This window comes from Mesorhizobium sp. M0909 (assembly GCF_040319515.1).
Lineage (GTDB): Bacteria > Pseudomonadota > Alphaproteobacteria > Rhizobiales > Rhizobiaceae > Mesorhizobium.
Genome location: NZ_JAMYOA010000012.1, coordinates 155174 through 174024, shown reverse-complemented (window position 1 = coordinate 174024; position 18851 = coordinate 155174). Strand labels below are relative to the sequence as shown.

Sequence of the window (18851 nt, the reverse complement as noted above, 5' to 3'; positions counted from 1 at the left end):
AGTTCAAAAGGGGCCTCCGGGCCCCTTTTTCTGTTTCCGAAGGTAAACGGGCAGGGCTGGTAGGGGTTGATCACCGGTTTTTGCGGCGACTACCCAAAATAATCGGATTTCAGCGGCTTAGCCTTTCATTTTGCACAATCGTCAGGACAATTGCGCCCGACTTGGAGGATTCGGAATGCGCGTTAAACGGCTGTCCATTGTTCTGATCTGCGCCTTGATGGCGTTGGCCCTCGTGCCGGCGGCCAGGCACGCGCTGGCGGAGGAGACCAAGCCAGATCCTGGTCTGTCCGACGTGCTGACCGATCTGTTGCATGGCGTCGAAGGCGAAAACGCCACCTCCGGCCCCGACAAGCGCGTGCCGTTCGGCCGCGAGGAGGTGCAGCTGTCCTTTGCGCCGCTGGTCAAGCAGACGGCGCCGGCTGTAGTCAATGTCTACGCCTCGCAGACCGCCAAGGTGGCGTCACCCTTCGACGGCGATCCGTTCTTCGAGGAGTTCTTCGGCCGCTCGCAGCCGCGCGCGCAGTCGTCGCTCGGTTCGGGGGTACTGGTCGATCCGACCGGCGTCGTGGTGACCAATTTCCATGTCGTCAAGGACGCCGACCAGGTCAAGGTCGCGACCGCCGACGGGCGCGAATTCGACAGTAAGGTGCTGCTCAAGGATGAGACGCTCGACCTCGCCGTGCTCAAGATTTCTTCCGACAAGCCGTTCCCGGTGATCGCCATCGGCGATTCCGACGCGCTCGAGGTTGGCGACCTGGTGCTGGCGATCGGCAATCCATTCGGGGTCGGCCAGACCACCACCAGCGGCATCATTTCGGCGGTGGCGCGCAGCCATATCGGCGTCTCCGATTCCAGCTTCTTCATCCAGACCGACGCGGCCATCAATCCCGGCAATTCCGGCGGCGCGCTGGTCAACATGGGAGGGCAGCTGATCGGCATCAACACGGCGATCTACAGCCGTAGCGGCGGCTCGATCGGCATCGGCTTTGCCATCCCTTCGAACATGGTCCGCGCTTTCGCCGATGCGGCCAAGGCCGGGCTCGACTTCTTCGAGCGGCCGTATGCCGGTGCCGAGTTCGAGGCGGTGACGCCGCAGATTGCGGAATCGCTTGGCATGGACAAACCGACCGGTGCGCTGGTTTCTTCAGTCGAAGAGGCGGGACCCGCGGCCAAGGCAGGGCTCAAGCCTGGCGACGTAGTGCTGTCGCTCAACGGCAAGCCGGTCGAGAGCGTCGGGGCGCTGGACTACCGGATGGCGACGCTGTCGATTGGTACGAACGCCAGCTTCGGCGTTCTGAGCAAGGGTCAGCAGGCGACGATGGACATCGCTCTGGAACGACCGCCCGAAGGCGCCAAAGCTGCGGAACTCACATTGCGCGGCCGCAGCCCGTTTTCCGGCGCCAAGGTTGCTGAACTGTCGCCACGGCTTGCCCAACGGCTCGGTCTGCGCACCGATGTCAAAGGCGTAACCGTGGTCGACATCAACCGCGATTCGCCCGCTGCCGATTTTGGATTCCAGCCGGGCGACATCGTGCGTGAGGTCAATGGCCTGACGATCGACAAGGCGGCGACCCTGGAACAGGTAGCCCAGCAGGATACGCGCTGGTGGCGCTTTACCGTCGAGCGCGGCGGGCAGATACTGCGCCAGGTGTTGCGTTACTGAGCCCGACCGTCAGCATGATCGGGCTCCAGGCAGAAGAAGTTGCATGGCCGATCTGTTCAGTGTCGATGAACCGGAAAAGACGCCGCCCGGCAGGCCGCTGGCGGACCGTCTGCGCCCGAAGAACCTTGGCGAGGTCGTCGGCCAGGAGCACCTGACCGGACCCGACGGCGCGCTGACGCGGCTGATCGGCTCCGGCTCGCTCGGTTCGATGATTTTCTGGGGCCCGCCCGGCACCGGCAAGACAACGGTCGCACGGCTGCTTGCCGGAGAGACAAGCCTCGTCTTCGAACAGATTTCGGCCGTGTTTTCCGGCGTTGCCGACCTGAAGAAAGTGTTCGAGGCAGCTAAGCTGCGCCGCTCGAACGGCCGCCAGACACTGCTGTTCGTCGATGAGATCCATCGCTTCAACCGCGCTCAGCAGGACAGTTTTCTGCCGGTGATGGAAGACGGCACCGTCGTGCTGGTCGGCGCCACCACCGAGAACCCGTCCTTCGAGCTTAACGCCGCGCTTTTGTCGCGCGCGCGCGTGCTGGTCTTTCACTCGCTCGGCGAGGACAGCATCGCCAAGCTGCTGGCGCGGGCCGAGCAGGCAGAGGGCAGGGCGCTGCCGCTCGATGAAGACGCGCGGGCGATGCTCATCCGCATGAGCGACGGCGACGGCCGCGCGGCGCTGACGCTCGCCGAAGAGGTCTGGCGCGCAGCGAAATCAAAGGAGGTGTTCGGCGCCGAAGCTCTGCAGCGCATCGTCCAGCGCCGCGCGCCGATCTACGATAAGGGCCAGGACGGCCATTATAATTTGATCTCCGCCTTGCACAAATCGGTGCGCGGCTCCGACCCCGACGCGGCACTCTACTATCTGGCCCGCATGTTCGACGCCGGCGAAGATCCGCTTTATCTCGGGCGCCGGTTGGTGCGCATGGCGATGGAGGATATCGGGCTGGCCGACCCGCAGGCGCTCGTCGTCGCTAACGCCGCCAAGGACGCCTACGACTATCTGGGCTCGCCCGAGGGCGAACTGGCCTTCGCCGAGGCGACCGTCTATCTCGCCACCGCGCCGAAATCCAATGCAGTCTATACCGCGTTCAAGGCCGCCACACAGGCGGCGAAGGAATTCGGTTCGCTGCTGCCGCCCAAACACATTCTCAATGCGCCGACCAAGCTGATGAAACAGGAAGATTACGGCGCCGGCTATCGCTACGACCACGACCAGCCCGACGCTTTTTCCGGCCAGGACTATTTTCCGGAGAAGATGGGAAGGCAGACATTCTACGACCCGCCCGAGCGCGGCTTCGAGCGCGATATCAGGAAGCGGCTGGATTATTGGGCGAAGCTGCGCAGCGAGCGGGAAAAGTAGCTGCCAGTCGCACAGTGGCGTGATCGCCGTTGTCTGGCGTGACAAAAAACCCTATCAAGATGCGCCTTCGGCCGGCGGACAGGCCAGAAACGTACCGACGATATTCAGAATGGAATCGCGCCTGGCGCGTGGAAAAATGACAAAAAAATCTCGCAAGACCCTTCGGAAGTTCGCCATAGCGATCCCGCTGCTGGCGCTCGGCTTTTATTTCATTCCCATCCTGATGACAATTTTCATTGTCCTCGGTCTGATCGACGTGTTGCGCAACGACAACAAGAACTGGGCCCTGTTCAGTGGTTATTTCCTCGGCAACGGCATCTTCACCTGGCTGCTTTCGCCCTTCAATCTGCTGGTCGATCTGCTGTGCTACAGAAACCGGGGTGTCTGGAAACTGGACCAGTTTCCTCCGGACTATCAACGCGAGGTCAACGAGGTCCTGGACGTCTTCAAAGCGCGCAAGGACGAGATCATCGCCGATATCGATGCCAATTTCGGCAGCGGCCGGCGCGGCATGTATGTCTATCAGTGGTATGGCAAGCATAAAATCGACAACGTTGCCGAATTCAACAAGGATTTCAAATACATCAAGACCATCGCCGTGTCGGTGTTCAGGGGCAAGGAATCGACCTCCTGGCATTTCGGACCGCTGCGGCTCAGCCTACGCATTCTCTACAATCTTCTCCCGGTGAAGGCCGAGGTTTTCGTCGAGTGCAACAACGCCAGGAACTACTGGCACGACAATCCGCTCTATATTTTCGACGACACGCTGCTGCACCGCTCGGTCAACGAATATGACGGGCGCCGCTACTGTGTGTTCATGGACATCATTCGCCCGTCGCCGTTTCCCGGTCTGATCTCGACACTCCTGGCCATCGTTTCGGTCAGCGTCGAGCGCATCAATGCCATGTTCTACAAAAACTGGAAGATGATCGCCTCCAGCAAGCCGAAGAAGGCCGGAGCCGCCTGACACCGTGGTGTGACTGGCGTGAGGGAGCACGATGTATCATCTGTTGCTTGTCTGCCTTGGTGGCGCGATCGGCGCAATGGCCCGCTTCTTCTTGTCCGGCTTCGTCGCCCGCCGGGTTGGCGAGACCTTTCCCTGGGGCACGATGGTGGTTAACGTCTCGGGAGCGTTTGCAATCGGTGTCGTTGCGCATGCGGTGGCGCGCGACGGCATGCCCGCCATCTGGGCCTTTGCCGTCACCGGCGGCCTCGGCTGCTACACCACGGTGTCTTCCTTCAGCCTGCAGACGCTGGCGCTGGCGCGCGAGGGCGAATGGCTGCGCGCCGGCGGAAATGTGCTGCTTTCGGTTTTCCTGAGCCTCGGCGGCGTGACGCTGGGCTTTGCCGCGGGAAGTCTTCTGATTGGCAGCGGGGCGCCGTGAGCGGCCCGCGGAAGCTCCGCCACGACGGGACGGAGACTGCCGCGGCCGGGCATGGCGGACGCCTCATTGGTTGGCGCAGAACCTCCGAAACGGTTCGGCTCTATGCGACCGTGGCCGCGGGCAGCATGATCGGCGGTGTGCTGCGGGCGCTTGCCTCATCGACGAGCACTGCCCTGTGGGGCGCTGGATTTCCCTTCGGCACACTCCTCGTCAACATTGTCGGCTCATTCCTCATCGGCTTCTACGCGACATTGACGGGACCGGATGGACGCGTCTTCGCCGGTCCGCTGCAGCGCCAGTTCTTCATGGCCGGCTTCTGTGGCGGCCTGACGACCTTCTCGGCCTTCAGCCTTGAAACGCTCACCCTCGCGCAAGGCGGGAGGCTTCTGGCGGCTGGACTCAATATCGCGATCTCCGTGGTGGCCTGGCTTGCCGCCGTCTGGCTTGGCTACATCTTTGCAGTTCGCCTCAACCGGCTGAGAGGGTCCAGGCAATGAAGATACCAACGCAGGCGCAATTGCTGCGCATATTTATCGGCGAAAACGACAAGGCAGATGGCCGTCCGCTGTATGAGGTTATCGTGCTGAGGGCCCGCGAAATGCAGATCGCCGGCGCGACAGTCCTGCGCGGCGCGATGGGGTTCGGCCATTCCAGCCGGCTTCACACCACGAAGATCCTCCGCCTATCGGAGGATCTGCCCCTCGTCATCGAGATCGTCGATGACGAGGAAAAATTGGCCGCTTTCCTGCCCGTTCTTGAAACAATCATGACAAGTGGCTTGATTACGCTGGAGAAAGTTCAGGTTCTGCAATATGGAACCGACAACGAATAACCGAGTGAGATTGCGGGTGCCGGCGAATGCCGTTGCATGCCCGCAAAACGGCGATTGGAATCATGGCAGGCGTTGAACAGATCACAGTGGACGCCGGCGAGGCGGGCATGCGGCTCGACCGTTGGTTCAAGAGCCATTTCCCCGGTCTCGGTTTCGGTCATCTGCAGAAGCTGCTGCGTTCCGGCCAGATCCGCATCGACGGCGGCAGGGTGAAGGCCGATACCCGCGTCGAAGCCGGCCAGACGGTGCGTGTCCCGCCGCTCGAAGTCGACAAGAAAGGCGAAAGCCCGCTGACCGGCCATTCGATACGCAACCAGGGCGACGCCGATGTCCTGGCCAAGATGCTGATCCATGAGGACCCGAAGGTCTTCGTCTTCAACAAGCCGGCCGGCCTGGCGGTGCAAGGCGGCTCCGGGGTCACCCGCAATGTCGACGACATGCTGGAAGCCTGGCGCAACCAGAAGGGCGAGAAGCCGCGTCTGGTGCACCGGCTCGACCGCGACACGTCGGGTGTTCTGGTTGTCGCCCGTACAAGGCTCGCCGCCATGAAGCTCGCCGAAGCGTTCCGGGCGCGTGAGACGAAGAAAACCTACTGGGCGCTGGTCAAGGGTGTGCCGCCGAAGCGCGAGGACAAGATCTCGACCTGGTTGATCAAGGAACCGACGCCCGACGGCGATCGCGTGCGCATCGCCAAGCATGGCGAAAAGGGCGCCGACCACGCCGTGTCCTACTACCGTATCATCGAGCAGGCTGCACAGACGATGACCTGGCTGGAGATGGAGCCGTATACCGGCCGCACCCACCAGCTTCGTGTCCATGCCGCGCATATCGGCTGCCCGATCATCGGTGACCCCAAATATTTCGAGGCCGACACCAATTGGGATTTTCCCGGGGGCATGCAGAACCGCCTGCATCTGCACGCCCGCCGCATCGTCATCCCGCATCCCGACAAGGGGTTTGTCGACGTCACCGCGCCGATGCCGCCGCACATGCGCCAGAGCTGGAACCTGATCGGCTTCGACGACGCAAGCGCAGAGGATTAAATGAGCGAGGGCGTAAACCATGGATGAAGCGTCGCTCGTTCGTCAGTTGGTGAACTGGTTGCCGTTCATCCTGATTCTCGTCGTCTGGTTCGCTTATATACGCCGCGTTGCAACCCGGCAGGGGTCGATGGCCGAAATCGGCCGTGAGAACACCGAAGCGGTAAGGCAGAATACCGAAGTGCTGAAGGCGCTGCTCGCGAAGCTGGAAAGCCAGTCCAAGCAATGACCGCAGCAACCGCAATGGACCGCCGCAGTTCCGTTGACGCTGCCGCCGCCGCCATCATGGTTGGGCTGACTTTTTCCTGGGGGCTGAACTACGTCGCCGCCAAGATCTCCTATGCCGGCTACGATCCCGTTTTCCTGTCGATCGCCCGCTCGGTGATCGGCGGCCTGTGTGTTTTCGGCTGGTGCCGCTGGCGCGGCATCGCGCTGTTCACGCCCGACAAGACCCTCGTCGCCGGCATTCTGGCAGGCGCGCTTTTCGGTCTCGAGTTCCTGTTTCTGTATGTCGGGCTCGAACACACCACCGTCGTGCGCAACACCTTGCTGGTCAACACCATGCCGTTCTGGATGCTGGTCGGCGGCCATTTCCTGCTGGGTGAAAGCATCACGGCACGCAAGCTCGTTGGTCTTCTGCTCGCTTTCGCCGGACTGGTCGCGGTGTTTTCCGACAAACTGAGCGCCAATGGCGGCGCAACATTGAGCGGCGATTTGCTCAGTCTCGGCGCCGGCATTCTGTGGGCCGTGACCAATATCGTCATCAAGCGGTCGAAGCTGGTCACGGCCAGCGCCGAAAAGCTGCTGCTCTATCAACTGGCCGGGGCCGCCGTCGTCGGGATTTTGGTGATGCCTTTTGCCGGCCCGCCAGTCCGCAGCTTTGCCGTTCTGCCGACCTTGGCTTTGTTGTTCCAGGCCGTCTACGTCGTCGCGTTCACCTATGTTCTGTGGTTCTGGCTGCTCCGGCGCTACCCTGCATCTGGACTGTCGAGCTTCACCTTCCTGTCGCCGGTGTTCGGTGTGCTCTGCGGCGCCGTCTTCTTGAACGAGCCGTTGACAGTTCGTATCTTCCTGGCACTCGGCCTCATCGCCGCCGGTCTTATCATCGTCAACCGGCCGGCCCGAAAACAAGCCCCCGGATGAGCATGCGCGACATATTGAACGACCTCGAAGCTGGAAAGCAGCTCTCCGATCCGGACCCGGTGCGTCGCGCCCAGATCCAGATGAAGACGCAACTGCCGAAGCGCTTCTACAAGTCTGTCGCGGTAGCACCGGTCGAAGACGGTTTTGCCGTCCATCTCGATGGCAAGCCCGTCCGCACGCCGGCCAAGGCGCTGCTGGCGCTGCCAACCGAAAAGGCGGCTGCTCTCGTCGCCGAGGAATTCGCCGCACAGGAGGAGACCATCGACCCGGTGACGATGCCGGTGATGCGTCTGGTCAATACGGCAATCGATGGCGTCGCCAGTGATCCCCAGGCGGTGCTGGAGGACATACTGCGCTTCGCCTCATCCGATCTGCTCTGCTACCGCGCCGATGCGCCCCAAGGACTAGTCGACCGGCAGAACGAGCATTGGGACCCGGTCATCGACTGGGTGCGCAGCGCACTCGGCGCCCGATTCCATCTCACCGATGGCGTGATCCATGTCGAACAGCCGCGCGAGAGTATCGCGCTGCTCGGCCAGCATCTTGCCCAACGTGCCGATCCGCTGCGCCTTGCCGCCATTCACGTCATGACCTCGCTGACCGGATCGGCGCTGCTGGCGCTCGCCGTCGACTTCGGCGAGCTCGACGGCGAGGCGGCCTGGGCTGCCGGTCATGTCGACGAGGACTGGCAGGCCGAGCAATGGGGCCATGATGCAGAGGCGCTCGCGCGCCGCGCTGCCCGCAAGCGCGACATGATGGCCGCAGTCAAGCTGCTCGAAGCTCTCAAAGGCTGACGGCACCGCCCGCCATTTCGCACTGCACATTAGACCAAAGTCATAATCCCAAAGGCGGTCTGCCTCTGGGCACTGCTTTCTGTCATTTTTTGCACCGGTGGCTGCACTGAGTCTGCGTTGCGAGGAAACGCGGACGATGACGCGCAGCATCGAGGGCTGACGGAATCACACGGGAGGATACGCTCATGGCAATGGCATCGACCGCCGGCAAAACAAGCCGCGGCATGACACGCGAGGAGAAGAAGGTCATCTTCGCTTCTTCGCTCGGCACCGTTTTCGAATGGTACGATTTTTATCTCTACGGCTCGCTGGCAGTATTCATTGGTTCGACTTTTTTCAGTCCAACCATTCCGGAAGCGACGCGCAATATTTTCGCGCTGCTGGCGTTTGCCGCTGGCTTCCTCGTGCGCCCGTTCGGCGCATTGCTGTTCGGCCGCATCGGCGACCTTGTCGGCCGTAAATACACTTTCCTTGTCACCATGACGATCATGGGCCTGTCGACCTTCCTGGTCGGCTTGCTGCCTGGCTATGCGACTTTGGGCATCGCCGCTCCCGTGATCCTGATCATCTTGCGCATGTTGCAGGGCCTGGCGCTCGGCGGCGAGTATGGCGGTGCCGCGACCTATGTCGCCGAGCACGCACCTGACGATCGCCGCGGCTACTACACGTCGTGGATACAGACGACGGCAACGCTCGGCCTGTTCCTGTCGCTGGTCGTCATTCTGATCGTCCAGGGGTCGATGGCCAAGGAAACCTACGCCGCCTGGGGCTGGCGCATTCCGTTCATCGTTTCTTTTCTGCTCCTCGGGATTTCGATATGGATCCGACTGTCGCTTTCTGAATCGCCGACCTTCCAGCGCATGAAGGACGAAGGCAAAGGCTCCAAGGCGCCGCTGTCGGAAGCCTTCGGCCAGTGGAAGAACGCAAAGATTGCCCTGCTGGCACTGCTCGGCCTCACAGCAGGCCAGGCCGTAGTCTGGTACAATGGCCAGTTCTACGCGCTGTTCTTCCTAACCAACGTGCTCAAGGTCGACGCGCAGTCGGTCAACATCATGATCGCAATCGCGCTAGCAGTCGGCTCCATCTTTTTCGTCGTGTTCGGCTGGCTCTCCGACAAGATCGGCCGCAAGCCGATCATCATGGCCGGCCTTGCGCTGGCGATCGTCTGCACCTTCCCGTTGTTTAAGGCGCTGACCTGGGCAGCCAATCCGGCGCTCGCCACAGCGCAGCAGAACACACGCGCGACGGTGACCGCGGCACCGGGAGACTGCAAGTTCCAGTTCAACCCGGTGGGCACTGCAAAGTTCACGACCTCGTGCGATATCGCCACGTCGTTCCTGACCAAGAACTCGGTGCCTTACGACGTGGTATCGACTGCGGCGCCTGGTACAGCCGCGTCGGTCAAAATCGGCAACGAGACGGTCGAGTCTTATGACGCCACGGCCGCCGGCGATCAGGCCAAGGCCAAGGATGCAGCTTTCGCCAAGGCGGTCTACACGGCACTTCGGGATGGCGGCTACCCGCTGAAGCGGGCAGCCGCCAAGGTGCCGGACCAGAAGCTCGAGGCCTTTATTGCGGCCAATCCTGAGCTGAAGCTCGATGCCGCGGCAATCCGCGCCGGCGACAAGGCTACCGTTCCGACTGACCAGGCGATCAAGGACAAGCTGCTGACTGCCGACGAGGCTGCGGGAGCCCCCGAGGTCACTGTCTACACCGTACCCGGCGGCGGTCCCTTCGCCATGTTTGCCGACCCTGCAGCGGTCAACTGGCCGATGACGATCGCCATCCTGTTCATCCTCGTGGTCTTCGTCACGATGGTGTACGGGCCGATCGCCGCGATCCTGGTCGAGATGTTCCCGACCCGCATCCGCTACACCGGCATGTCGCTGCCCTATCACATCGGCAATGGCTGGTTCGGCGGGCTGCTGCCGGCGACGGTGTTCGCGCTCAGCGCCTACAAGGGCGATATCTACTACGGTCTCTGGTACCCAGTGGTGATCGCGGCGATGTCGCTGATCATCGGCATGATCTTTATCAGGGACACGCTCGGAACGGACCTGCACACCAAACAGTAGCCGGCCCGTCCCGGTTCAAAGCAAAGCCCGGCGCGAGCGATCGCGCCGGGCTTTTTCAATTTATCGAGTGCAGGGCTTAGCTCTTCCGATCCTGTTTCGCTTCCTCGATCGCTGCCTCATGATACCAGGCACTTCCGAAATCCGTTCGGTTGCGCAAAGAAGCAAGTTCTGCCGCGAACTTAGCCTTTCCGCTTAAATTTGAGGCAGAGGCGCGCGCTGCCACCGGGAACATCAGGATTTTGGCCGACTGACGAGTGGAAGTGATTTCCATTGTCGGTTTCCTTTCTTCGACAGAACCTTGCCGATTCAACCTTTCCCCAACATAGGTTCAGCAACCGAATTAGGCAATATGATTACGAAAAGATCAGTACGTGCACATTATTTATGCAAAATGTGCTTGTGGATGATCCGAGCGCAGCATGACGGCGGACCAGCGATTTTGGGCGGATAGAACCTCACTTTTGCCGCATCCGTCGCCGGCGAGAATGGCACACGAATTGCATTTTAGTAATCCGGCAGGTCGGCTGCTGGATAGGCCGGCTCGCCCCGGCGCCATCCAGGGTTCGGTGATCAAGCAACGAGAGGCTAGAATGACGAAATACAAGCTCGAGTACATTTGGCTCGATGGATACACCCCGGTTCCCAACCTCCGCGGAAAGACGCAGGTCAAGGACTACGCCGAGTTTCCGACGCTCGACCAGCTTCCGCTGTGGGGCTTCGACGGTTCTTCGACCATGCAGGCCGAGGGCCACAGCTCCGACTGCGTTTTGAAGCCGGTCGCCGTCTATCCGGATCCCGCCCGCACAAATGGCGCGCTCGTCATGTGCGAGGTCATGATGCCGGACGGCGTGACGCCGCATGCGTCCAACAAGCGCGCCACCATTCTCGACGACGAGGGCGCCTGGTTCGGCTTCGAGCAGGAATATTTCTTCTACAAGGACGGCCGTCCGCTCGGCTTCCCCGAGAGTGGCTATCCGGCGCCGCAAGGCCCGTACTACACTGGCGTCGGCTATAGCAATGTCGGCTCCGTCGCCAGGCAGATCGTCGAGGAGCATCTCGACCTTTGCCTTGCCGCCGGCATCAATCATGAAGGCATCAACGCCGAGGTGGCCAAAGGCCAGTGGGAATTCCAGATCTTTGGCAAGGGCTCCAAGAAGGCCGCCGACCAGATGTGGATGGCGCGCTATTTGTTGCAGCGCCTGACCGAGAAGTACGGCATCGACATCGAATACCACTGCAAGCCGCTCGGCGACACCGATTGGAACGGCTCCGGCATGCATGCCAACTTCTCGACCGCCTATATGCGCGAAGTCGGTGGCAAGGGCTATTTCGAGGCGCTGATGGCAGCCTTCGACAAAAACCTGATGGACCACATCGCCGTCTATGGGCCGGACAACGACAAGCGTTTGACCGGCAAGCACGAGACCGCGCCCTGGAACAGGTTCAGCTACGGCATCGCCGACCGCGGCGCTTCGATCCGCGTGCCGCATTCCTTTATCAACAACGGCTACAAGGGCTATCTCGAGGATCGCCGTCCGAACTCGCAGGGCGACCCCTACCAGATCGCTTCGCAGATATTGAAGACGATCGCCTCCGTCCCGACCAGCGCCGAGGTTTCGGCCGCGGCTTGAGAATGCGTTCACGGCGCGGACCTCGGGTGTCTGCGCCGTGTGACTTTCTTTCCCATCGCATTGCATCAAAAAACCCCGGCGTCTCCGCCGGGGTTTTTTCTAGGTGACTATGAGGTTCGGGATCACACCGAATAATACATATCGTATTCGACCGGATGCGGCGTCATTTCGAAGCGCATCACCTCGGCCATCTTGAGCTCGATATAGCTGTCGATCTGGTCGTCGTCGAAGACGCCGCCGGCCTTCAGGAAGCCGCGGTCCTTGTCGAGGCTCTGCAGGGCTTCGCGCAGCGACCCGCAGACGGTCGGGATCTTCTTCAATTCCTTCGGCGGCAGGTCGTAGAGATCCTTGTCCATCGGCTGTCCCGGGTGGATCTTGTTCTTGATGCCGTCGAGGCCGGCCATCAGCATGGCGGCAAATGCGAGATAGGGGTTGGCACCAGGATCGGGGAAGCGGACCTCGACGCGCTTGGATTTCGGCGACGAGCCGAACGGAATGCGGCACGAGGCCGAGCGGTTGCGTGCCGAATAGGCGAGCAGCACCGGCGCTTCATAGCCCGGAACCAGGCGCTTGTAGGAATTGGTCAGCGGGTTGGTGAAGGCGTTGATCGCCTTCGCATGCTTGATGATGCCACCGATGTAGAACAGGCAGCTCTCGGACAGGCCGGCATATTCGTTGCCGGCGAAAGTCGGCTTGCCTTCCTTCCAGATTGACTGGTGGACATGCATGCCCGAGCCATTGTCGCCGAACACCGGCTTCGGCATGAAAGTGGCCGTCTTCCCATAGGCGTTGGCGACCTGGTGCACGACATATTTGTAGATCAGCATCTTGTCTGCGTTGCGGACCAGTGTGTCGAACTTGATGCCGAGCTCGTGCTGCGCGGCGGCCACTTCGTGATGGTGCTTTTCAACGCGCACGCCCATTTCGGCGAGCACAGTGAGCATTTCCGAACGCATGTCCTGTGCCGAATCGATCGGCGGCACCGGGAAATAGCCGCCTTTGATGCGCGGCCGGTGACCGAGATTGCCGGTCTCATAGTCGGTGTCGTCATTGGACGGCAGTTCGGTGGAATCCAGCCTGAAGCCGGTGTTGTAGGGATCGGCCTTGTACTTGACGTCGTCGAACACGAAGAACTCGGCTTCAGGACCGACGAAGATCTGGTCGCCGATGCCTTCAGCCTTCATGTAGGCCTCGGCCTTCTTGGCGGTGCCGCGAGGGTCGCGGTTGTAGGATTCTCCCGAGATCGGATCGAGAATGTCGCACAGGATGACCATGGTCGACTGGGCGAAGAACGGGTCCATATGCACCGTATCCGCATCGGGCATCAGCACCATGTCGGACTCGTTGATCGCCTTCCAGCCGGCGATCGAGGAACCGTCGAACATGACGCCATCGGCAAACATGTCTTCCTCGACCTCGACGACATCCATCGTTACGTGCTGCAGTTTGCCCTTCGGATCGGTGAAGCGCAGATCAACGAACTTCACGTCGTTGTCTTTGATCTGCTTCATGATGTCTTTGGCTGTCGTCATGTCCCTGCTTCCCTATGTGATGACGTTTGAACGTGGCCTTTTAACGGGAAAATTCAGACGGCGTCCATGCCGGTTTCGCCGGTGCGGATGCGCACCACTTCCTCGATGTTCGAGACGAAGATCTTGCCGTCGCCGATACGGCCGGTCTGGGCCGCCTTGCGGATAGCTTCGATCGCGGCTTCGACCGCATCGTCGCCGAGCACGACCTCGATTTTCACCTTTGGCAGGAAGTCGACGACATATTCGGCGCCGCGATAAAGCTCGGTGTGGCCCTTCTGGCGGCCAAAGCCCTTGGCTTCGGTCACGGTGATGCCTTGCAGCCCGGCCTCCTGAAGCGCTTCTTTCACTTCGTCTAGCTTGAACGGCTTGATGATCGCTTCGATCTTTTTCATGTAAAAAGTGGCCTCCACTGCCAAAAAAGACGGGTTGTGAGCCCCGCTTGCGCCCCAATCAAGCACGAACTGTGCCAATTGATGGAGCGCCGAGCAGCCTCACATGATTTGGATACCATGCCGCGCAGGAATGTACATTCGCATCATTCGCTGCGTCGGATGTGCCATGAACGCCGCGAGCCTACACACCGCCGGTCCTGCCGTCCGCACAAAAATTGGGCAGATCGGATATTTCATGAGCAGCTGCGCGCCCTCGTCCCGAACGAGGTGCGCCGCCAAATTTGCTTGGGGACCTTCGTTGTTTGCGTCGGATCAAAAACTGGACAATGCTTGGGGAAATGATGTGCATGTCGCCTGATATTTCATGAGCAACGAACTTTTGTCTCCCTCCGAAATGGCCGAGGCCGACCGGCTGGCGATTGCCGCCGGTCCATTCGACGGTATTGGCCTGATGCGCAATGCCGGCGCCGCGGTTGCCGCCGTAGTGCTCAAGCGCTACCCGGCGGCGGCACGCGTCCACGTGCTTTGCGGCCCCGGTAACAATGGCGGCGACGGCTATGTCGTGGCCCGCATCCTTCGGGAGAGCGCAGTCGATGTCTCTGTGTGGGCGTCCGGATCGCCCAAAGGCGGCCGTGATGCGGCACTCGCTGCCTCGGAATGCCCGGTTGAAGCTCGGCCGCTGTCGGATTTCGTTGCCGAGGTGGGCTCCGTCGTGGTTGACGCGCTCTATGGGGCGGGGCTGTCCAAGCCGCTGTCCGGCGACGCCGCCAAGGTGATCGACATTGCGGCCGAATTGAACTTGCCGGTTGTGGCGGTCGACCTGCCGTCGGGCGTTTCAGGGGAGAGCGGCAATGTGTTAGGAAAGGCCTTCCGGGCCCGGACCACGGTGACCTTCGCGCGAAAAAAGCCAGGCCATCTGCTGTTGCCGGGGCGCGAGCTGTGCGGCGACATCGAGCTCGCCGATATCGGCATAGACAACAGCATCGTTGCGCAGCTTCAACCGCGAACATTCGAGAACATTCCGGCGCTCTGGCTTGACCGCCTTCCGGTTCCGGCGGTCGACGCCCATAAATACAAGCGCGGCCATGTTGGCGTCTTTTCCGGCGGACCGTCGGCGACGGGTGCTGCGCGGCTGTCGGCGCTTGCCGCGGCCCGGAGCGGGGCAGGGGCCGTCACCTTGCTGTCGCCGGCGAACGCCATGCAGGTGAACGCGGCGCATCTGACCTCGGTCATGCTGCACAAGATAGACACTATCGCGGATGTGGACGAATTCGTCGGCAGCCGCCGCCCATCGGCCTTCGTGCTTGGCCCGGGATTTGGCATCGGGAAGAAAACGCGCGATTTTGCCCTGATCATACTCGGCAACGCCCATGGGCAGGGCAGCGGGATGGACGGGCTGGTGCTCGACGCCGACGGCATCACCTCATTTCGCGATGCGCCGGATGCCCTGTTCGAAGCCGCCCGTCGACCGAAAACGCCGGCTCTGGTGATGACGCCGCATGAGGGCGAGTTCGCCAAGCTTTTTCCCGATGTCGCCGGGCACCACGATTTGTCCAAGCTCGCCAAGGCCCGCGCCGCCGCTAAGCGTGCCAGTGCTATCCTCGTCTACAAGGGCGCCGACACAGTGATTGCGGCCCCCAATGGCCGGGCAGCGATCAACAGCAATGGTGCCTCATGGCTGGCTACGGCCGGTTCGGGCGATGTTCTGTCGGGCATCATCGCCGGGTTGCTGGCTCAGGGCATGCCAGCCTTCGAAGCGGCCTGTGCGGCAGTCTGGATCCATGCCGAGACCGGCAGCCGTTTCGGACCGGGGCTGATCGCCGAGGACCTGCCGCTGGCGCTGGTGGCGGTGCTGCGCGAACTCGTTGAAAGCCGCGGGATGGCTGCCGAATGAACCGCCTGATTGCGCTGCTCGTTGCGATCATTAGTGCCATGTCCATGGTACATGCCGCGAACGCCGAAACTCCGCTAACCATCGTCGACGACCCGGCCGTTCTCGCCGAGCTTGACAGCGACGGCTATGGTTTCGCCGGCATTTTCGGCGTCGATGGCAAGGGCGATTTGAAGACTCTCTACGACAAGGCGCCGGCCTATCATGCGATCGTCGAAACGATTGCAAGCGACGTCGCAGCATTGTGGGCCGAGATGAAGGCCGGCGGCCGGCCGCTTTACGAGGTGACCGACGGCAATGTCGGCCGTGTCATGGACATGCGCTGGCTGAGGACCGATGCCGCGCGCTTCCGTCTCGTCGGCATAGTCAACCGGCTCGATCGGCGCGACTTCGCCGCGCTGCAAGGCGACACGAGTTGCGGCGAAGTGCGCTTCATCTATCGCCTCGCCTACAGCTTCAAGAAGAACGGCAAGGTTTTGGCCTCGCGCCTGCCGTTCAATTTCAGTGCCATCTACAATGTCGCGCCGGATGCCGATGGCGGTTGTGTCGGCGTCGCCGGACGCTGGGCACCACAACTCGACGAGAGCGTCGATGCCGGCTGGCTGATCGGCGGGCCGCTGGAAAGAGCGGCGCTCACCTTCAAGCAGCTCGAGCTCAATGCGCAAGTGGTCCGCTTCCCCTCCGGCCAGGAGACCGAATTCGGCGGACAGGCCGCCTATCTCATGCGCATTTTCGGCATCGACGGCGGGGCTGTCAGTGAAAGACCGCTGGAAAACACGCCCGACACGGCACGTCTCGCCGACGACGCTGCGCTGAAAGCAAGACTTGCCGACTATGTCCGCACCAATGTCGCGGCAATCGACTCCGGCGTCTACCAAATCCCCGATAAATTCTTGGCAAAGAAGGTAGTCTCATGGTCGACTTTCGGCAGCGCAAGGCAGGCCAACCACCCGTTCACGCCACTGTTCCAGCCCGCGGATTTAGCCGGGCTTGATTATTCCAAGCGGAAGCTGGTGCGCACGCCAGAGGCATTGGTCGAGCGGCTGGACAATGGCGCCTGCCAAGGCTGCCATCAGGCGGGTTCGACCGCCGGGTTCCACTTTATCGGCCTGGATGACAAGACGACCTCGCCGCTCAACCGCATCGAGGTCGGTATCTCACCGCATCTTCACGCCGATGTCCCGCGCCGCGTCGCCTGGCTGCGCGCGACTGCCGGGGGCAAGGAACCGAACCGCTTCCGCCCGCTGTCCTTCGCGCCGCCGGCGACATGGAACGATGCCAGCGAAATTGCCTATTCGCCGGCCGAAATGGCGATGCCGTGCTTCATGCCGGAAGATGCAGCCCGTTTCGGCGCGACTTGGCAATGCGGCGGCGGCACCGTCTGCACGCCGCTGGCGACCGCGTCCGGCGTGCGCACCAAGCTGGCGCAATGTCTGTTGCCCAAGGACAGCGAAAACATATTCTCCGGCCATCCGTGCCTGACCGGCTCGATCACCAGCAACCCGGCGCAACCTTTCAATGACCGCTATATCATCACCGGCCAGTTCGCGGCGTTCGCGCCAGGCATTTCGCGTACTGGCTACACCTGCCGACCGCCGAAGATCGGCGTGCCGGCGGGTATCGCCTATCGCGGCTGCGACGATCGGGATCGCAGCTTTGCCGCCTTCAAACCGGGCAAGCCGATGCCGAACGAGATTTGCGGATTGGTCGGCGGCAAAAAATTCGACACCTGCGTGGCGACCAATAATTTCGACCAGTGCCTGGGCGGCGCTGTCAATCGTGGTAATCGTCCCGCCTGCTCGGCCGACCATTTCTGTCGCGAGGATTACATGTGCCAGTCGCTGCCGCCCGATACGCCGGGCATCGGCAAGGTGAAAGGCATCGGCTTCTGCTCGCCGACCTATTTCATCTTCCAGATGCGCATCGACAATCACGCCACGCCGTGGTCGGGCGCTGTCAGCGCGACGATGGGAGCCGGGTTCGGAGCGGCGGAAGCGGAATAGGCCGACGACTCTGACATTGGCCGCAGTAGCTCCAGGCGGACAGCTATCGATCGAGGTCGTCGGCGATGTTCGATGTCCATTCACCGTCGAAATGCCGGACGCGTTCGGCGACGATCGTATCGCTCAGCAAGCTCGACAAGGCGGAAACCAGAATTGGTTCTATCTTTGGAACCGAGCTAAATCCAAGAGCAATCAGACGGTCGGACCAGGGCGGATGGTCCGCGCTTTCGTTATCGGGCGTGTCCCACGCTTTTTGCGCATACTCCTGCAGGATGGGAAGTCTCGACAAGTGAACTGCCGCCGCGAGGATCCTTTCGAGTGGTGGACGAGGCGGCGTCATGGCGCCAAGCAGTTCACGCCGGATCGGACTGTAGACCTGATCATCGAAAAACGCACTGGCAGCACCGATCAGTAGCAGGGCGCGGGCCGCTTCATATGCGTCGCCGGACATCGCTGCATGGCGATCCGCGTCAATTTCCGCCCGCCGCGACAACCGTATTTCTTCGCGCTCCAGCGTGCGCGACAGCGGACCAAGCATCCAGTAGAACAGGCTGCCCGAAACGGTTTTTCCCGGAGGAGCGAAGTCGAAGATTAGATCGAAGCTTTTTTCGAGTTCGGCCAGGTTGAGGCCGCCGTTTGTGTCCTTGTTTCTCAGATGTGCGTTCTCATGGACCAAGATCGCGGCAAAAGCCTTTTGGTCGGTCACTGCGAGCAGAGGAAGGCCGATGGTGAGAATCGCCCTACGGCCAAGCAGCCCCAGAAACGGCCGCTCTTCACCGATACTGGCGTTGAGATCGGGGCTCAGCACGATGGTAGTCCGGCTGGCGCGGTGTTTGCCGGCAATACTCTCCCAGATGGCCCATAATTTCGGGGCTGATTCCCGAGCGATCCCCTCCACCTTGCTGGGTCGAAAACCGGCGAACAATGTCCCGATCAACAGAACCATGCCCAGCATCGCAGATGGGATCGCAATAGCGCCAGCCGCGATGACGGCGAGCGGATGCCGGTCGAGAAACCAGAACCATAAGACTATTGGGCAGAACAGCGGCAGAGCGAAAAGCAGGACGGCAAACCTGCCGAAGCGCGCTCCCATGTAGAGGATCAGGCGCGACATCA

The 18851-nt window shown here is 61.5% G+C and carries 18 protein-coding genes; 14 read left to right on the top strand and 4 right to left on the bottom strand.

All coding sequences use genetic code 11. The features are described 5' to 3' along the window. The first annotated feature begins 175 nt into the window (after nt 1-175). The 11 genes from NKH83_RS19875 to NKH83_RS19825 all read left to right on the top strand — a co-directional run bounded on the left by NKH83_RS19875 (nt 176) and on the right by NKH83_RS19825 (nt 10286). Nucleotides 176-1663, top strand: a complete 1488-nt coding sequence (locus NKH83_RS19875) for a DegQ family serine endoprotease (protein WP_352806844.1) — start codon at nt 176-178, stop codon at nt 1661-1663. A gap of 43 nt (nt 1664-1706) precedes the next feature. Beyond that, on the top strand, nt 1707-3017 hold the full coding sequence (locus NKH83_RS19870) for a replication-associated recombination protein A (protein ID WP_352806841.1): 1311 nt from the start codon (nt 1707-1709) through the stop codon (nt 3015-3017). 136 nt (nt 3018-3153) lie between these two features. Further along, nucleotides 3154-3984 (top strand): aspartyl/asparaginyl beta-hydroxylase domain-containing protein, encoded by an 831-nt coding sequence (locus NKH83_RS19865; protein WP_254817156.1) that lies wholly within the window; start codon nt 3154-3156, stop codon nt 3982-3984. 31 nt (nt 3985-4015) lie between these two features. Next, nucleotides 4016-4402, top strand: a complete 387-nt coding sequence (gene crcB / locus NKH83_RS19860; RefSeq protein ID WP_352806837.1) for a fluoride efflux transporter CrcB — start codon at nt 4016-4018, stop codon at nt 4400-4402. A 125-nt stretch (nt 4403-4527) separates the two neighbouring features. Continuing rightward, nucleotides 4528-4899, top strand: coding sequence for a CrcB family protein (locus tag NKH83_RS19855; RefSeq protein WP_352801814.1), 372 nt, complete (start codon nt 4528-4530; stop codon nt 4897-4899). Next, complete coding sequence (locus NKH83_RS19850) at nt 4896-5234, top strand: DUF190 domain-containing protein (RefSeq protein ID WP_254817158.1); 339 nt, start codon at nt 4896-4898, stop codon at nt 5232-5234. Before NKH83_RS19855 ends, NKH83_RS19850 begins: the two co-directional genes overlap by 4 nt. A 62-nt stretch (nt 5235-5296) precedes the next feature. Then, the gene (locus NKH83_RS19845; protein WP_352801477.1) at nt 5297-6277 is read left to right on the top strand and encodes an RluA family pseudouridine synthase; all 981 of its coding nucleotides are present in this window, start codon (nt 5297-5299) and stop codon (nt 6275-6277) included. A 19-nt stretch (nt 6278-6296) separates the two neighbouring features. After that, nucleotides 6297-6503, top strand: a complete 207-nt coding sequence (locus NKH83_RS19840) for a hypothetical protein (protein WP_254817160.1) — start codon at nt 6297-6299, stop codon at nt 6501-6503. Continuing rightward, on the top strand, nt 6500-7417 hold the full coding sequence (locus NKH83_RS19835) for a DMT family transporter (RefSeq protein WP_352645829.1): 918 nt from the start codon (nt 6500-6502) through the stop codon (nt 7415-7417). The genes NKH83_RS19840 and NKH83_RS19835 overlap by 4 nt, the downstream gene beginning before the upstream one ends. Before the next feature lie 2 nt (nt 7418-7419). Continuing rightward, nucleotides 7420-8211 carry an ATP12 family chaperone protein gene (locus tag NKH83_RS19830; RefSeq protein ID WP_352806832.1) on the top strand — a complete coding sequence of 264 codons (792 nt, stop codon included), beginning with the start codon at nt 7420-7422 and terminating at the stop codon, nt 8209-8211. A gap of 185 nt (nt 8212-8396) precedes the next feature. Further along, nucleotides 8397-10286 (top strand): MFS transporter, encoded by a 1890-nt coding sequence (locus NKH83_RS19825; protein WP_352478803.1) that lies wholly within the window; start codon nt 8397-8399, stop codon nt 10284-10286. Nucleotides 10287-10362: 76 nt separating this feature from the next. Here NKH83_RS19825 and NKH83_RS19820 read toward each other — a convergent pair whose 3' ends face one another. Next, nucleotides 10363-10557: a DUF2735 domain-containing protein gene (locus tag NKH83_RS19820; protein WP_292660390.1), complete on the bottom strand. Its 195-nt coding sequence runs from the start codon at nt 10555-10557 to the stop codon at nt 10363-10365. A 319-nt stretch (nt 10558-10876) separates the two neighbouring features. Between NKH83_RS19820 and NKH83_RS19815 the strand changes: the two genes are divergently transcribed. Continuing rightward, complete coding sequence (locus tag NKH83_RS19815) at nt 10877-11917, top strand: glutamine synthetase beta-grasp domain-containing protein (protein ID WP_254817165.1); 1041 nt, start codon at nt 10877-10879, stop codon at nt 11915-11917. 122 nt (nt 11918-12039) lie between these two features. Here NKH83_RS19815 and glnA read toward each other — a convergent pair whose 3' ends face one another. Next, complete coding sequence (gene glnA, locus NKH83_RS19810) at nt 12040-13449, bottom strand: type I glutamate--ammonia ligase (protein WP_254817166.1); 1410 nt, start codon at nt 13447-13449, stop codon at nt 12040-12042. Between the two features lie 53 nt (nt 13450-13502). Then, nucleotides 13503-13841: a P-II family nitrogen regulator gene (locus NKH83_RS19805; protein WP_019857988.1), complete on the bottom strand. Its 339-nt coding sequence runs from the start codon at nt 13839-13841 to the stop codon at nt 13503-13505. A 364-nt stretch (nt 13842-14205) separates the two neighbouring features. Here NKH83_RS19805 and NKH83_RS19800 point away from each other — a divergent pair, with 364 nt between their 5' ends. Together NKH83_RS19800 and NKH83_RS19795 are read left to right on the top strand one after the other, a co-directional pair. Continuing rightward, on the top strand, nt 14206-15735 hold the full coding sequence (locus tag NKH83_RS19800; RefSeq protein ID WP_352478805.1) for an NAD(P)H-hydrate dehydratase: 1530 nt from the start codon (nt 14206-14208) through the stop codon (nt 15733-15735). Beyond that, complete coding sequence (locus NKH83_RS19795) at nt 15732-17735, top strand: hypothetical protein (RefSeq protein WP_352806826.1); 2004 nt, start codon at nt 15732-15734, stop codon at nt 17733-17735. Before NKH83_RS19800 ends, NKH83_RS19795 begins: the two co-directional genes overlap by 4 nt. Before the next feature lie 43 nt (nt 17736-17778). Here the strand turns inward: NKH83_RS19795 and NKH83_RS19790 are convergent, their stop codons facing one another. Further along, nucleotides 17779-18849, bottom strand: coding sequence for a M48 family metallopeptidase (locus NKH83_RS19790; RefSeq protein ID WP_352806823.1), 1071 nt, complete (start codon nt 18847-18849; stop codon nt 17779-17781). Between the last annotated feature and the right edge of the window lie 2 nt (nt 18850-18851).

Bases quoted from the DNA above. Each gene is read 5' to 3' on its own strand.
- NKH83_RS19875 (WP_352806844.1), top strand. From the start codon at position 176: ATGCGCGTTAAACGGCTGTCCATTGTTCTGATCTGCGCCTTGATGGCG.
- NKH83_RS19870 (WP_352806841.1), top strand. From the start codon at position 1,707: ATGGCCGATCTGTTCAGTGTCGATGAACCGGAAAAGACGCCGCCCGGC.
- NKH83_RS19865 (WP_254817156.1), top strand. From the start codon at position 3,154: ATGACAAAAAAATCTCGCAAGACCCTTCGGAAGTTCGCCATAGCGATC.
- crcB (WP_352806837.1), top strand. From the start codon at position 4,016: ATGTATCATCTGTTGCTTGTCTGCCTTGGTGGCGCGATCGGCGCAATG.
- NKH83_RS19855 (WP_352801814.1), top strand. From the start codon at position 4,528: ATGATCGGCGGTGTGCTGCGGGCGCTTGCCTCATCGACGAGCACTGCC.
- NKH83_RS19850 (WP_254817158.1), top strand. From the start codon at position 4,896: ATGAAGATACCAACGCAGGCGCAATTGCTGCGCATATTTATCGGCGAA.
- NKH83_RS19845 (WP_352801477.1), top strand. From the start codon at position 5,297: ATGGCAGGCGTTGAACAGATCACAGTGGACGCCGGCGAGGCGGGCATG.
- NKH83_RS19840 (WP_254817160.1), top strand. From the start codon at position 6,297: ATGGATGAAGCGTCGCTCGTTCGTCAGTTGGTGAACTGGTTGCCGTTC.
- NKH83_RS19835 (WP_352645829.1), top strand. From the start codon at position 6,500: ATGACCGCAGCAACCGCAATGGACCGCCGCAGTTCCGTTGACGCTGCC.
- NKH83_RS19830 (WP_352806832.1), top strand. From the start codon at position 7,420: ATGCGCGACATATTGAACGACCTCGAAGCTGGAAAGCAGCTCTCCGAT.
- NKH83_RS19825 (WP_352478803.1), top strand. From the start codon at position 8,397: ATGGCAATGGCATCGACCGCCGGCAAAACAAGCCGCGGCATGACACGC.
- NKH83_RS19820 (WP_292660390.1), bottom strand. From the start codon at position 10,557: ATGGAAATCACTTCCACTCGTCAGTCGGCCAAAATCCTGATGTTCCCG.
- NKH83_RS19815 (WP_254817165.1), top strand. From the start codon at position 10,877: ATGACGAAATACAAGCTCGAGTACATTTGGCTCGATGGATACACCCCG.
- glnA (WP_254817166.1), bottom strand. From the start codon at position 13,449: ATGACGACAGCCAAAGACATCATGAAGCAGATCAAAGACAACGACGTG.
- NKH83_RS19805 (WP_019857988.1), bottom strand. From the start codon at position 13,841: ATGAAAAAGATCGAAGCGATCATCAAGCCGTTCAAGCTAGACGAAGTG.
- NKH83_RS19800 (WP_352478805.1), top strand. From the start codon at position 14,206: ATGAGCAACGAACTTTTGTCTCCCTCCGAAATGGCCGAGGCCGACCGG.
- NKH83_RS19795 (WP_352806826.1), top strand. From the start codon at position 15,732: ATGAACCGCCTGATTGCGCTGCTCGTTGCGATCATTAGTGCCATGTCC.
- NKH83_RS19790 (WP_352806823.1), bottom strand. From the start codon at position 18,849: ATGTCGCGCCTGATCCTCTACATGGGAGCGCGCTTCGGCAGGTTTGCC.